Source organism: Streptococcus sanguinis (assembly GCF_050223295.1).
In the GTDB taxonomy this organism is placed as follows: domain Bacteria; phylum Bacillota; class Bacilli; order Lactobacillales; family Streptococcaceae; genus Streptococcus; species Streptococcus sanguinis_X.
Window position 1 is genome coordinate 743238 of sequence record NZ_CP071424.1, and the last position, 14825, is coordinate 758062.

General features: G+C 44.6%; 12 protein-coding genes. All 12 read left to right on the forward strand.

Annotated elements, in window-relative coordinates; genetic code table 11:
- Nucleotides 1-38: 38 nt before the first annotated feature.
- The 12 genes from J1C77_RS03860 to argB all read left to right on the forward strand — a co-directional run bounded on the left by J1C77_RS03860 (nucleotide 39) and on the right by argB (nucleotide 14823).
- Nucleotides 39-746, forward strand: coding sequence for a glucosamine-6-phosphate deaminase (locus tag J1C77_RS03860; protein ID WP_002921832.1), 708 nt, complete (start codon nucleotides 39-41; stop codon nucleotides 744-746).
- 150 nt (nucleotides 747-896) lie between these two features.
- Nucleotides 897-2252, forward strand: coding sequence for a DUF1958 domain-containing protein (locus J1C77_RS03865; protein WP_080980209.1), 1356 nt, complete (start codon nucleotides 897-899; stop codon nucleotides 2250-2252).
- 94 nt (nucleotides 2253-2346) lie between these two features.
- Nucleotides 2347-3516 (forward strand): MFS transporter, encoded by a 1170-nt coding sequence (locus tag J1C77_RS03870; RefSeq protein ID WP_002921830.1) that lies wholly within the window; start codon nucleotides 2347-2349, stop codon nucleotides 3514-3516.
- A 115-nt stretch (nucleotides 3517-3631) separates the two neighbouring features.
- Nucleotides 3632-4576, forward strand: coding sequence for a competence protein CoiA (locus J1C77_RS03875; protein WP_002921829.1), 945 nt, complete (start codon nucleotides 3632-3634; stop codon nucleotides 4574-4576).
- A gap of 35 nt (nucleotides 4577-4611) precedes the next feature.
- On the forward strand, nucleotides 4612-6414 hold the full coding sequence (gene pepF / locus J1C77_RS03880) for an oligoendopeptidase F (RefSeq protein ID WP_042762943.1): 1803 nt from the start codon (nucleotides 4612-4614) through the stop codon (nucleotides 6412-6414).
- Between the two features lies 1 nt (nucleotide 6415).
- Complete coding sequence (locus J1C77_RS03885; protein WP_002921827.1) at nucleotides 6416-7099, forward strand: O-methyltransferase; 684 nt, start codon at nucleotides 6416-6418, stop codon at nucleotides 7097-7099.
- 113 nt (nucleotides 7100-7212) lie between these two features.
- Nucleotides 7213-8220, forward strand: a complete 1008-nt coding sequence (gene prsA, locus J1C77_RS03890) for a peptidylprolyl isomerase PrsA (RefSeq protein ID WP_002921825.1) — start codon at nucleotides 7213-7215, stop codon at nucleotides 8218-8220.
- A 140-nt stretch (nucleotides 8221-8360) separates the two neighbouring features.
- Nucleotides 8361-8942 (forward strand): LURP-one-related/scramblase family protein, encoded by a 582-nt coding sequence (locus tag J1C77_RS03895; protein ID WP_002921824.1) that lies wholly within the window; start codon nucleotides 8361-8363, stop codon nucleotides 8940-8942.
- Nucleotides 8943-8980: 38 nt separating this feature from the next.
- Entirely contained in the window at nucleotides 8981-11599 is a 2619-nt protein-coding gene (alaS, locus tag J1C77_RS03900) for an alanine--tRNA ligase (RefSeq protein WP_002921822.1), read from the forward strand.
- Nucleotides 11600-11840: 241 nt separating this feature from the next.
- Nucleotides 11841-12863: an N-acetyl-gamma-glutamyl-phosphate reductase gene (gene argC / locus J1C77_RS03905; RefSeq protein WP_002921821.1), complete on the forward strand. Its 1023-nt coding sequence runs from the start codon at nucleotides 11841-11843 to the stop codon at nucleotides 12861-12863.
- A 17-nt stretch (nucleotides 12864-12880) separates the two neighbouring features.
- Nucleotides 12881-14074: a bifunctional glutamate N-acetyltransferase/amino-acid acetyltransferase ArgJ gene (gene argJ / locus J1C77_RS03910; protein ID WP_002921815.1), complete on the forward strand. Its 1194-nt coding sequence runs from the start codon at nucleotides 12881-12883 to the stop codon at nucleotides 14072-14074.
- An 11-nt stretch (nucleotides 14075-14085) separates the two neighbouring features.
- Nucleotides 14086-14823: an acetylglutamate kinase gene (gene argB, locus J1C77_RS03915; protein ID WP_002921813.1), complete on the forward strand. Its 738-nt coding sequence runs from the start codon at nucleotides 14086-14088 to the stop codon at nucleotides 14821-14823.
- The last annotated feature ends 2 nt before the right edge of the window (nucleotides 14824-14825 follow it).

The window sequence follows — 14825 nt, forward strand, 5'->3', positions numbered from 1 at the left end:
CCATATAATAAAATTAAGAACAGAAGTGGAGGTAGAAAATGAAAATTATTCAAGTGGAAAACCAAGTAGAGGGTGGCAAAGTGGCTTTCGAACTGCTCAAAGAAAAGCTAGCTCAGGGGGCGAAAACTTTAGGCTTAGCTACAGGTAGCAGCCCAGAAGGATTTTACAAGCAGATTGTTGAGAGCGACCTTGATTTCTCAGAGATGTTCAGTGTTAATCTGGATGAATATGTCGGTTTGCAGGAGGACGATCCTCAGTCTTATCGCTATTTCATGAACCAGCACCTCTTTAAACAAAAGCCTTTTAAGGAAAGCTTCCTGCCCAATGGCGCAGCGAAAGATTTAGAAGCAGAGGTGGCGCAGTACAATCAGCTTCTTACAGAGCATCCGGCTGATTTGCAGATTTTGGGAATCGGTACGAATGGTCATATCGGCTTCAATGAGCCGGGGACTAGTTTCGACAGCCAGACTCACTTAGTGGATCTGACACCGTCCACCATTCAATCCAATGCTCGATTCTTCGACAAGATGGAAGATGTTCCGACTCAGGCTATTTCCATGGGAATTGGCAATATTCTCAATGCTAAGTCCATCATCCTCTTTGCTTACGGTTCAGCTAAGGCCAAAGCCATAGCAGGGACTGTTGAGGGTGAGGTGACAGAGGAGCTGCCAGGCAGTGCTCTCCAGAAGCATCCAGATGTTGTGATTATCGCTGATAAGGAAGCACTTAGCTTGTTAAATCACTAAGATTTTGACGTTGTTGCTAGAAAACTGGCTTTGCCAGATAAAAGTCTCTTAATTTCCTATCTATTTTTTAGGTAGGATTTTTAGATTTATGGTTGACTTTGCGTAAAATATGATATACTAGATAGGTATAATTGTTCTTTGGAGGATCCTGTGAAGAAAAAGCTTTTGTTATTGGGAATTGCGTTCCTGACCTCTTTAGCGCCACTAGCTGCTAGGGCTGATGAATTGGTGGATATGGCTAAAAAGATGTATCCGCATGATAATGTTCAGGCGATTAATCGTCCCAAGTCTTCTCTCGTTATTGATGGCAGTACAGGTGATGTTGTCTGGGAGGATAATGTCGATGAGGTGCGTGATCCCGCTAGTATGAGTAAGCTCATGACGCTTTACTTGGTCTTTGAAGCGATTAAGGAAGGAAAAATCAGCGAAAAGACGGTCATTACAGCTACACCTCAGGATCAGGCTACCGCTAATATTTATGAAATTTCTAATAATAAAATTGTCGCTGGTGTGGACTATACCGTATCTGAGCTGATTACCATGACAATCGTGCCGTCATCCAATGCGACAACTGTCATGCTGGCCAATTATCTATCTGACAATGATCCAGATGCTTTCTTGGATCGGATGAATGCCAAGGCTCAAGAGCTGGGCATGACCAATACCAAGTGGTTCAATGCCAGCGGTGCAGCGGCGGTTTCTTTTAAGGGCTATTATAACCCTCAAAACTACGATAATTATGCCAGCAATCAAACAACAGCCCGTGATTTGGCGATTCTGGCTTATAACTTTGTCAATCACCATCCTGAAATTCTAAACTATACTAATAAAGCCAAGGTTACGGTTAAAGCTGGAACTCCTTACGAGGAGACCTTTGAAACCTATAATTACTCCCTTCCGGGTGCTAAATACGCGCTCAAGGGCGTAGATGGTATGAAGACGGGCTCTAGTCCTAACGGTGCTTTCAACTATATCGCGACCATTAAGCGTGGAGATCAGCGCATGATTGCTGTGATTATGGGAGTCGGTGACTGGTCTGACCAAGACGGTGAGTATTACCGCCATCCTTTTGGTAATGCTTTGATTGAGAAGGCTTATGCGGACTATGAGTACAAAAAACTCTTATCCAAGGGTGAGCAGGAGATTGATGGACAGAAATATAAGCTGCCTGAGGATTTCTACGCTACTGTTAAAAAGGGAACCGAGCCTAAAGTCAAGGTTGAAAACAATGTTCTCAAGGCTGAAAATGGCTTGAAGACCTTGTCGAGCAAGATCTCTGATGAAATGAAAGTCGAGAAAGTTGAGAATCCAGTTGCTCAGGCCATTGAAAATGTGACTGGCAGCAAATCAGAAAGCAAGCCTTGGTATGGTGTGTTCTTCAGTGATAAGATGCTAATTCTGTTGCCTGTTGGCATCCTGCTAATCATTCTGTCCTTTGAATACCGCAGTCGTCAAAAACGCAAGGCTGCAAAACAGGAACGTCGTAGAAATACAGATGTTGAATAAATGGAATGTACTCTGTAATGTACGAACGGAATGACTTTCCAAGCTAAAACTCAGTGATTTTGCTGAGTTTTCTTTCTGTTTTAAGGAGATTTTCATGCGAAAAAAGTTTCACAACAGCTATCTAGCTCATTTTTTACTCTTTAATTTTTTCTTCTTAGCCTACTCTCTTTTTTCGACCCTGATATCAGTCTATATGCAGGACTTAGGCTATTCTAATGCTCAAGTATCGCTAGTAGTGTCGTCTTCGTTCTTTGCCTCCATGTTGGCTCAGCCGATTTTTGGAGTTCTCAGCGATGCTTTGGGAATTAAAAAGATCTTTCTTTTTAGCTTTCTAGCTATGATGGTTGGGGCTGTATTTTTCATGAAGGCAACTCAGCTTTGGCAGCTCTTGGTCTGGTATAGTCTAGTGCTCATGTTAATCAACGGAGTCAATCCAGTCATGGATGTTCTTGCGGCTCAAAGTCCTTATACTTATGGTAAGATTAGGATTTGGGGAACCATTGGCTATGCACTAGGCTCTCAGCTGGCCGGTCTAATCTATCAAAGAGTCGCACCGCAGGCTATTTTCCCAGTCTTTATTGGTATGATGCTTATCAGCAGTCTAGGACTTTTGGGAATCCAGCCCAAGCACGACCGAGCAGCCCTAGAAAGCAGGAATATCCGCAAGCAGACAGGTCTGGGGAAGCTCTTGACCAACAAAACCTATCTCTTTTACCTGCTTTTGGTCGCCCTCTACTCAGGGGTGGGGAATACTGGTCATACCTATATCCCTGCCATGCTACAGCATAGTGGCTTAGAGGTGGATATGGCTTCGACTGTCGTTGCCTTATCAGTTCTGGTTGAAGCGCCTTTTATCTTTTATTCCTATCTCTTTATGGACAAGCTTTCGATGAAGAAGCTTCTTTATATCTGTTTGGGAACCATCTTTCTCCAGTACAGCGTCTATGCCTTGGACCTAGGTTTGATTTCGAAAATCGGGATGACTCTCCTTTCCAAGCACGTGACGGGCATGGTTTTGATTATGGTGACCCTGAAAATCGTAGCCAGCTTGGTCGATGAAAAATACCTGGTAACTGCCATTGCTCTGGTCCAGACAGCCCGCAGTCTAGGAACCATTCTCATTCAAAATCTGGCCGGCCATTTTCTGGACAGTTGGGGTTACGAAGGAATGAACCTCTTTCTAGCAGCAGTTATCTGTCTAGTCTGTATGCTGGCCCTCTTTCTAAAATTGCCAGAACGAAAAGGAAATCAATTATTTGGATAATAGAAAACGAGTCGGAGAGATGTTCTCTTGACTCGTTTTTTGATGGTGTAGATAGTTTCTCTTTTCTTTTGCGAATATTCTAGTAAATGAGAGAAATTTTAGAGGGGGCTAGGATATGTTTGTAGCGCGAAATCATAAGGGACTTTTGTGTAATGCTCTGGAGGAGAAGATTGAAAAGGGGGCTGATTTCGTTTGCCCAGCTTGTTCGGGGGCAGTCCGTTTTAAAAAAGGCAAGGTCATGCAGCCGCATTTTGCGCATGTTTCGCTAGAAGAATGTCGTTTTTACAGGGAAAATGAGAGCGCTGAGCACCTGAACCTTAAGGCCGAGCTTTTTCGCTGGGCTGTCCAAACAGAAGAAGTTGAGGTGGAGGCTTTTTTGCCTGCTCTGCAGCAGATTGCAGATTTGCTGGTTGATAAAAAACTGGCGCTTGAAGTCCAGTGCAGCCCCCTAAGTATAGAACGGCTGCAGGAACGGACGCTTTCTTACCGCCAGCATGGCTATCAGGTTCTCTGGCTTTTGGGGCGAAAACTTTGGCTCAAGGATTCCCTAACCCGCCTGCAGAAGGATTTTCTCTATTTTAGTAAAAATATGGGCTTTCATCTTTGGGAGCTGGATCAAGAAAAGCAAGTTCTGCGTCTCAAATACCTGATTCACGAAGATCTGCATGGAAAAGTCCAGCACAAGACCAAGAACTTTCCCTTTGGTCACAGTCAGCTTTTGGATATTTTGCGTTTGCCCTTTCAAAAGCAGGAGATGAACAGCTTTCTGGCCCAGCAAGATCCGCAGATCTGCAATTATATCCGCCGTCAGCTTTATTACCAACAGCCTAGATGGATGCGGCTGCAGGCTCAGCTCTATCAGAATGGCGCTAATCTCTTGACTAAGACTGCAGAGGATTTTTATCCACAGGTTCGGCCGATACAGGCTGCCTCCTTCTGTCAGATAACTACCGACCTGACTGACTATTACCAGCAGTTTGAGAATTATTATGTCAATCTCCAGCAAAAAAATCTGCAAATTGTTTATCCACCGGCTTTTTATACAAGGATTTTACGTTGATTTGTGATAGAATAGGGGAGTCGGAGGATTTTTTTATGGCAAAACAAAGAAATGAAATTGAAGAAAAATATACTTGGGATTTGAGCACCATTTTCCCAACAGATGAAGCCTTTGAAGCGGAATTGGCTCAGGTTTCAGAAGAAGTGAAGAAAGTAGCTGGTCTGACTGGGCATTTGCTGGATTCAGCGGATAGTCTCTTAACAACGACTGAAGTTCAGCTGGACTTGATGCGTCGTATTGAAAAGCTTTATTCTTATGCTCATATGAAGAATGACCAGGATACACGTGTGGCTAAGTACCAAGAGTATCAGGCGAAAGGCATGACTCTTTACAGCGATTTTGGTCAAAGCTTTGCCTTCTACGAGCCCGAATTTATGGCGATTACAGAAGAACAGTACCAAGCTTTCCTAGCTGAGCAGCCAGCCCTGCAGCTGTACCAGCATTATTTTGACAAGCTTTTGAAAAAGAAAGCCCACATCCTGACACAGCGCGAAGAGGAGTTATTGGCCGGTGCTGGTGAAATTTTTGGGGCAGCGGGCGAAACCTTTTCTATTTTGGATAATGCTGATATCGTCTTTCCTATAGTGCATGATGAAGATGGAAATGAAGTTCAGCTCAGCCACGGTAACTATATCACCCTGGTCGAGTCTAAGAACCGAGAGGTTCGTAAGGAAGCTTACGAGGCTCTCTACAGCGTATACGAGCAGTATCAGCATACCTATGCCAAGACTTTGCAGACCAATGTCAAGGTCCATAACTACAATGCGAAAGTCCGCAAGTTCTCATCTGCCCGTGAAGCGGCCTTGTCAGCGGACTTTGTTCCAGAAAGTGTCTATGACAGCCTAGTTTCAGCTGTCAATAAGCATTTGCCTCTTTTGCAGCGTTATATCGCTTTGCGAGCGAAGATTTTAGGCATTTCTGACTTGAAGATGTATGATATGTACACACCTTTGTCAGAGACAGACTACAAGTTCACTTATGAGGAAGCCTTGGCTAAGTCTGAGGAAGTTTTGGCTATTCTGGGTGAGGATTATTTAAGCCGAGTGAAGACAGCTTTTTCAGAGCGTTGGATTGATGTTCATGAAAATCAAGGCAAGCGCTCAGGAGCATACTCAGGCGGTTCTTATGATACCAATGCCTTCATGTTGCTCAACTGGCAGGACACGCTGGATAATCTATTTACCTTGGTGCACGAGACAGGCCATAGTATGCACTCAAGTTATACCCGTGAGACCCAACCTTATGTTTACGGTGACTATTCTATCTTCCTAGCTGAGATTGCTTCAACGACTAATGAAAATATTCTGACAGAAAAGCTTTTGGAAGAAGTAGAGGACGATGCTACCCGCTTTGCTATCCTCAATCACTTTTTGGATGGCTTCCGAGGTACGGTCTTCCGTCAAACCCAGTTTGCTGAGTTTGAGCATGCTATCCACAAGGCTGACCAAGAAGGGCAAGTTTTGACCAGCGAGTTTCTCAATGAGCTCTACGCTGACTTGAACGAAAAATACTATGGACTGAAAAAAGAAGACAATCCACAGATTCAGTACGAATGGGCTCGGATTCCTCATTTCTACTATGATTACTATGTTTTCCAATATTCGACAGGATTTTCAGCGGCTTCTGCCCTGGCTGAAAAGATTGTCCATGGCAGTCAGGAAGACAAGGATAAGTATCTGGACTATCTGAAAGCTGGGAACTCTGACTATCCGCTCAATGTCATCAAAAAAGCAGGTGTGGATATGGAAAAGGAAGACTACCTAAATGCTGCTTTTGCTGTCTTTGAGCGTCGCTTGGACGAATTTGAAGCCTTGGTAGAAAAGTTGGGACTGGCATAAGATGGTCGAAACTTATAATCAAAACTCTAATCCCAATATGCGCCGGCCAGTGGTCAAAGAGGAAGTCGTAGACTTTATGAGACAGCGTCTCCAGCCAGTCACTGGTGGACTCAAGGAACTAGAGGATTTTGCCAGAGCTGAAAATGTGCCCGTGATTCCCCATGAGACAGTGGCTTACTTCCGCCTGCTACTCGAAAGTCTCCAGCCAGAGAAGATTTTAGAAATTGGGACTGCTATTGGTTTTTCGGCCCTTTTGATGGCAGAACATGCTCCTCAGGCTCAGATTACGACCATTGACCGCAATCCAGAGATGATTGAGCTTGCTAAGGCTAATTTTGCCAAGTATGACAGTCGTCAGCAAATTACGCTGCTAGAAGGCGATGCGGTGGATTTACTTGAGACGTTAGAGGATTCCTACGACCTTGTCTTTATGGACTCTGCTAAGTCCAAGTATGTGGTCTTTCTGCCTCAGGTCCTCAAGCGCCTTAATCCTGGTGGCCTGGTCCTCATTGATGATGTCTTTCAAGGCGGAGATGTTGCCAAGCCTTTTGAGGACATTAAGCGTGGCCAACGAGCTATTTACCGTGGCTTGCACAGCCTGTTTGACGCAACTTTGGATAGTCCAGATTTAACTTCCAGTCTGCTTCCCTTGGGAGATGGGCTGCTTATGATTAGAAAAAAATGACATCTCTGATTTTTTCCTAATTTCCAAAAATTTTTAGTAAAATTTAAGATATCAATTCAAATTTGTGCTACAATAGAAAACGTGAACTTTTAAGAATAAGGAGTCAATATAAAATGAAGAAAAAAATATTTGCAGGAGCAGTGACACTCTTGTCAGTCGCTGTATTAGCAGCATGTTCTAACTCAGAAGGTAAGGACATCGTGACCATGAAAGGCAACACGATTACTGTCAATGAATTTTACGATCAAGTGAAAAACAATGGTGCAGCTCAGCAGGTCTTGCTGCAGATGACTATCAAAGAAATCTTTGAAGAAAAATACGGCAAAGACGTCAAAGACAAGGATGTTAAGGATGCTTTCGAAAAGTCTAAAACGGCTTACGGTACAGCTTTTGCCCAAGTCTTGGCTCAAAACGGATTGACCGAAGATGCCTACAAGGAGCAAATCCGCACCAATATGCTAGTAGAGCATGCTGTTAAGAAGGCTGCTGAAAAAGAGCTGACTGACGAAAACTACAAGGCTGCCTTTGAAAACTACACGCCAGAAGTAACAGCTCAAATCATCAAGGTTGACAGCGAAGACAAAGGTAAGGAAGTTCTCGAAAAAGCTAAAGCAGAAGGAGCAGACTTCAGTCAAATCGCTAAGGAAAACTCTACCGATGCTGCCACTAAGGAAAAAGGCGGAGAAATTAAGTTTGACTCTGGCTCTACTGATGTTCCAGATGCTGTCAAAAAAGCTGCTTTTGCTTTGGAAGAAAATGGCGTTTCAGACCTTGTGACTGTTCCAGATTCACAGTACTCAGCAAGCTACTATATTGTTAAGCTGGTCAAGAAGTCAGAGAAATCTTCTAACTGGAAAGACTACAAAGACAAGCTGAAAAAGATTATCATTGCGCAAAAAGAAAAAGATACTAGCTTCATCCAAAGCGTTGTGGCGAAAGAGCTGAAAGATGCCAACATCAAGGTTAAGGACAGTGCTTTCCAATCTGTCTTTGCTCAGTATATTGAAACGACAGGCTCTTCAACTTCTTCATCAAGTGCTGCCAGCAGCTCAAAGACTTCTGAGTCTAGCTCAGCAGCTGAAAGCAGTTCAGCGGAAGCTTCATCATCAGCTGCAGAATAAGGTTGACGAAAAGAGAATAAGCAAGTATAATAAGACTGGTGAGAATTGATTTTTCAAGTTCTTAGTTCAGAGAATTGGCGGTGCTGCGAGCCATCTGAGACGGAGAATCATGCTACTCATCTTGAAAAATAGAATATGAAATGAGAATGACAAGTTCATTGAATGAAGGTGGTACCGCGGTTTTTCGCCCTTCGGACAAGGAACTTGTCTTTTATGTTGACTGTGGAGGTAATATAATGAAAACCTATCTTGTCAAACAGAAATTTCGCTTAGGCGGCGAACGCTTTGATATCAAGGATGATCGAGGAAATGTGGATTATCAAGTGGAAGGCTCTTTCTTCCAGATTCCTAAGACCTTTACTATCTATGATAGTCAAGGACAAATCGTCAGTCAGATTACCAAGACCCTTATAACCCTCCTGCCCCAATTTGAAATCAAACTCAGCAGCGGGCATAGCTTTTATATCCGTAAGAAATTCTCTTTTTTGCGTGATAAATATAAATTTGATAATTTGGGTCTTCGAGTTGAAGGGAATATCTGGGATTTAAACTTTCGTCTGCTGGATGACAGCAATCAAGTCGTTGCAGAAATTACCAAGGAGCTCTTTCATCTAACCTCTACTTATCAGGTGAATGTCTGTGATGAGACTTATTCAGATTTGGTGATTTCCCTCTGTGTCGCTATTGACTATGTCGAAATGCTGGAAAGTTCGTCGTCATAATGCAATTATTTTTAGAAAAAAATTAAGGAGAAAAAGAAATGAAACAAATGTCAAGTGCTCAGGTTCGTCAAATGTGGCTGGATTTTTGGGCAACTAAAGGTCATGCAGTAGAACCATCTGTTAGCTTGGTGCCGGTCAACGATCCAACCTTGCTCTGGATTAACTCTGGTGTAGCGACCCTCAAGAAATACTTCGATGGAACTATCATTCCAGAGAATCCTCGGATTACCAATGCTCAAAAGGCCATTCGGACCAATGATATTGAAAATGTCGGAAAGACTGCCCGCCACCATACTATGTTTGAAATGCTGGGCAACTTCTCTATCGGCGATTATTTCCGCGATGAAGCGATTGAGTGGGCTTACGAGCTTTTGACTAGTCCTGAGTGGTTTGATTTTCCCAAAGACAAGCTCTACATGACCTACTACCCAGACGACAAGGACTCTTACAACCGCTGGATTGCTATGGGCGTTGAGCCTAGTCATTTGATTCCGATTGAGGACAACTTCTGGGAAATCGGTGCGGGACCTTCTGGGCCGGATACAGAGATTTTCTTTGACCGGGGTGAGGCTTTTGATCCAGAAAATATTGGGGTCCGTCTCTTAGAAGAAGATATTGAAAACGATCGCTATATCGAAATCTGGAATATCGTCTTGTCACAATTCAACGCAGACCCTGCTGTACCTCGTAGTGAGTACAAAGAATTGCCACATAAGAACATTGATACGGGCGCAGGTTTGGAGCGTTTGGTCGCAGTTATCCAAGGGGCTAAGACTAACTTTGAGACCGACCTCTTCATGCCTATTATTCGTGAAGTAGAGAAGCTGTCTGGCAAGGTCTATGACCAAGATGGCGATAATATGAGTTTCAAGGTTATCGCAGACCATATCCGCTCGCTTTCCTTTGCCATTGGTGATGGCGCTCTTCCTGGAAATGAAGGCCGTGGCTATGTTCTTCGTCGTCTGCTTCGTCGTGCTTCAATGCATGGCCAAAAATTGGGTATCAATGAGCTATTCCTTTACAAACTGGTTCCAACTGTGGGCAAGATTATGGAAAGCTACTACCCAGAAGTTCTTGAGAAGAAAGACTTTATCGAAAAGATTATCAAGAGTGAGGAAGAATCTTTTGCTCGTACTCTGCACTCTGGTCAACATTTTGCAGAAACAATTGTGGCAGATTTGAAAGCTAAGGGACAAACTGTTATTGCTGGTCAAGATGCCTTCAAACTCTACGATACTTACGGCTTCCCACTGGAGTTGACTGAAGAAATTGCTGAAGAAGCTGGCATGATTGTGGACCGAGTTGGCTTTGAAGCGGCTATGAAAGAGCAGCAGGATCGGGCGCGTGCGTCTGTCGTCAAGGGTGGATCAATGGGCATGCAAAATGAAACCCTGCAGGCCATCACTGTAGAGAGTGTCTTTAACTACGAAAAAGAAGAGCTGACTGCTGAACTCCTTGCTATCGTGGCGGATGATGCGGCAGTCGAATCTGTTGAGTCAGGAACAGCTGCCCTCATCTTTGCAGAAACGCCATTCTACGCAGAAATGGGTGGTCAGGTAGCCGACCACGGTCAAATCTTTGATGGAGCAGGTAATCTGGTAGCGCAAGTTACGGATGTGCAAAAGGCACCAAATGGTCAGCCACTGCATACTGTAGAAGTTTTGGCTCCTCTGGCTCTGGGTCAAAGCTATAAACTAGAAATTGACCACAGCCGTCGCCATCGTGTTATGAAGAACCATACGGCGACCCACCTCTTGCATGCTGCCCTGCACAATGTTCTTGGTAACCATGCAACCCAGGCAGGCTCTTTGAACGAAGTAGAATTCCTGCGCTTTGACTTTACGCATTTCCAAGCAGTGACAGCAGAAGAGCTGCGTGCTATCGAGCAAGAAGTCAATGAGAAAATCTGGGAAGCTCTTGCTATCGAGACAGTAGAGACAGATATTGACACGGCTAAGGAAATGGGTGCCATGGCGCTCTTTGGCGAAAAGTATGGTAAAGAAGTTCGCGTCGTAACCATCGGCGACTACTCTGTCGAGCTTTGCGGAGGAACTCACGTGGGCAATACTTCTGAAATCGGTATTTTCAAGATTGTCAAAGAAGAGGGCATCGGCTCTGGAACTCGCCGTATCTTGGCGGTTACCAGCAAGGAAGCTTTCGAATCCTACCGTGAGGAAGAAGAGGCGCTCAAGGCTATCGCAGCGACCCTCAAAGCACCGCAAATCAAGGAAGTGCCTCACAAGGTTGAAGCGCTGCAAGAGCAGCTGCGTCAACTCCAAAAAGAGAATGCAGAGCTCAAGGAAAAGGCAGCAGTAGCGGCCTCTGGTGAAGTCTTCAAGGATGTTCAAGAGGCAAATGGACATAGCTTTATCGCTAGTCAGGTCTCTGTGTCTGATGCAGGCGCCCTGCGTACCTTCGCGGACACTTGGAAGCAGAAGGACTATTCAGATGTTCTCGTACTGGTCGCAGCAATTGGAGACAAGGTCAATGTTCTTGCAGCCAGCAAGACCAAGGACGTACATGCTGGTAATCTGATTAAGGAATTGGCACCGATTGTAGATGGTCGAGGTGGCGGTAAGCCAGATATGGCTATGGCCGGTGGCAGCAAGCAATCCGCTATTCCAGACCTGCTAGCAGCAGTTGCTGAGAAGTTGTAATATTAGATAACAGATAGATGAAAAGGTCTGCTCTTTGGGCAGACCTTTTTCTGTGCTCTTAGCTCGCTTACGTCTCTATATGATAAGCAAATAAGCCGCTTTAAGGCAAGAAATCATGAGTGTTTTTTAAATAATTAATGATATTTTCAAAAATATTGCATAAAAATACATAAAATACTTGACAAAGGGAAAATATACGAGTAAAATAAAACGCATATTTATACGGAGGTGTTTTAAAAATATGCGAATTTCGATTGTAGGAATTACTGGTTACTCAGGAATGGAACTCCTCCGTATTTTGCTGCAACATCCGCAGGCGGAAGTCGTTTCCCTTCATGCCAGTCAAGATATGGAGGCTCCTGTGTCAGAGCTTTATCCTCATTTGAAGGGGATTTGCGACCTGAAAATAGAAGCTTTCGACAGTCAGGAAATAATGCGACGAGCAGATCTTGTTTTCTTTGCAACGTCAAGCGGAGTGGCTAAAGATTTGTCAAAAGACTTTGTTGAAGCAGGATTTCCAGTCATTGATCTATCAGGAGATCATCGTTTGCCAGGGAATATTTATAAAAAATGGTATCAGAAAGAGCCGGCTAAAGACAATGTTCAAAAAGAGTTTATTTATGGGCTGTCTGAGTTTACAGATGTCAGAGGGAAGCGATTTATTGCCAATCCTGGCTGTTATGCGACGGCTTCAGAGTTGGCCTTGATTCCCTTGCTGCAGGCTCAGGCTATTGAGCTGGACTCTATTATTGTCGATGCCAAGAGCGGTTTGACAGGGGCAGGGAAAAATCCAGCTGCATCCAGCCATTTTGTCCATGTTCACGATAACTACGTGACTTACAAGTTAAATCAGCATCAGCATATTCCGGAGATTGTGCAGCAGTTGCAGCATTTTGATGAGGGATTGCAGCAGATTCAGTTTTCAACTTCCCTTATTCCGCTCAATCGTGGCATCGTGGCGACAGTTTATAGTAAGTTGAAAACACCTTTGACTCGAGAAGAGCTGACTGCTATTTACCAAGATTGCTATCAGGATAAGCCTTTTGTCCGTATCCAAGCTGCTCTGCCGAGTCTGCACCAGGTTGTCGGTACTAATTATACAGATATTGGTTTTGACTATAATCCTGTAACAAACATTTTAACGGTAGTAGCTGTGCTGGATAACTTGATTAAGGGGGCTGCTGGTCAGGCGGTTCAAAATATGAATCTAATGCTGGGCTTTCCCGAAACAGATGGCCTGCTCAGTCAACCGTCCTATGTCTAGATGAGAAAGGGTTAAATATGAAGATTATTGATGGAACGATTGCCAGTCCGCTAGGCTTTTCAGCTGACGGTTTACACGCTGGCTTTAAGAAAAAGAAGTTGGATTTTGGCTGGATTGTATCAGAAGTACCGGCAAGTGTGGCTGGAGTCTATACGACCAATAAAGTCATTGCTGCTCCGCTTCTAGTGACCAAAGCCTCAATCCAAAAGAGTCAGAAATTGCAGGCAATAGTGGTTAATTCTGGTGTTGCCAATTCCTGTACAGGCCAGCAGGGACTGGACGCTGCCTATGAAATGCAGCGATTGGCTGCTCAAAAGCTGAAGATTGAGCCCGACTTGGTAGGTCTGGCTTCTACAGGAGTCATCGGTGAGCAGCTTCCAATGGATGCTCTGAAAAATGGTCTGTCACAGATTCTAGTGAGTGGTAATTCAGAAGATTTTGCTGAGGCTATCTTGACGACGGATACTTGTACCAAGACCTGTGTAGTCACAGAAGAGTTTGGCACAGACCTGGTGACTATGGCGGGGGTGGCCAAGGGCTCGGGCATGATTCATCCGAATATGGCGACTATGCTGGCCTTTATCACCTGTGACGCTAATATTTCTAGTGCTACCTTACAAGCGGCTCTCAGTCAGCATGTGGAGACGACTTTCAACCAAATCACGGTGGATGGGGATACATCGACCAATGACATGGTGCTAGTCATGGCAAATGGCTGCCGACAAAATGAAGAAATTCTGCCAGATACGGAAGAATTTGAAAAGTTTTCTAAGATGCTCCGCTATCTTATGGCTGACTTGGCTAAGAAAATTGCCAAGGATGGCGAAGGAGCAACCAAGCTGATTGAAGTCAATGTTCGGCATGCCAAGGATGAACAGAGCGGCCGTATGATTGCCAAGAGTGTCGTTGGCTCTAGCCTGGTCAAAACAGCTATTTTTGGTCAAGATCCCAATTGGGGCCGTATCTTAGCAGCTATTGGCTATGCGGGAGCAGATGTCTCAGTGGACAATATTGATATTTGGATTGAGGGGATTCCAGTTATGCAGGCTTCTAGCCCTGTGGCTTTTGACCCCGAGGAGACGAGTGATGCCATGGCTGGGGAGCTGCTGACCTTGACCATTGACCTGCACGATGGGGAAGCTGAAGCTCAGGCCTGGGGCTGCGATCTATCCTATGATTATGTGAAAATCAACGCCCTCTATAGAACCTAAGGAGAAATGCAATGAAAGATGTGATTGTTATAAAAATTGGCGGTGTTGCTGCGCAAAAGCTGTCTGATAAGTTTATCAAGCAGATGCAAGAATGGATAGCAGCTGGTAAGAAAATCGTAGTCGTTCACGGGGGCGGTCTGGTCATTAATCAACTCATGAAAGAGCGCCAGCTGCCTACTCGCAAGGTTAAGGGGTTGCGGGTGACAGCTAAGTCTGACTTGCCCATCATTGAGCAGGCCCTGCTAGGTCAAGTCGGCCGAACGCTGACACAAGAATTGAACGACTCAGATATTGAAAGCGTTCAGTTGGTTTCACATTTGGGAAAGACAGTCTCGGCAGATTTTATCGACAAAGACCTCTATGGTTATGTCGGTCAGGTGACGGCGATTCAAACTGCCTATCTAGAGCAGCTGCTGGTTGCGGACATCGTCCCAGTGCTGGCTTCGTTAGGAGAAAATGCAGCTGGTGAGCTCTTAAATATCAATGCAGACTATCTAGCTGCGGCAGTTGCTAGCAGCTTGCAGGCAGAGAAGCTAATCCTGATGACAGATATAGAAGGAGTTCTAGAGGACAAAAAGGTCCTGCCCCAGCTTCTGACCAGTCAGGTTTCCAAGAAGATTCAGACAGGTGTCATCAAGGGCGGCATGATTCCTAAGATTGAGAGTGCTGTTCAGACTGTGCTTTCCGGTGTCGGACAGGTTCTGATTGGTGACAATCTTTTGACAGGCACCTTGATAGCAGAGGGATAACG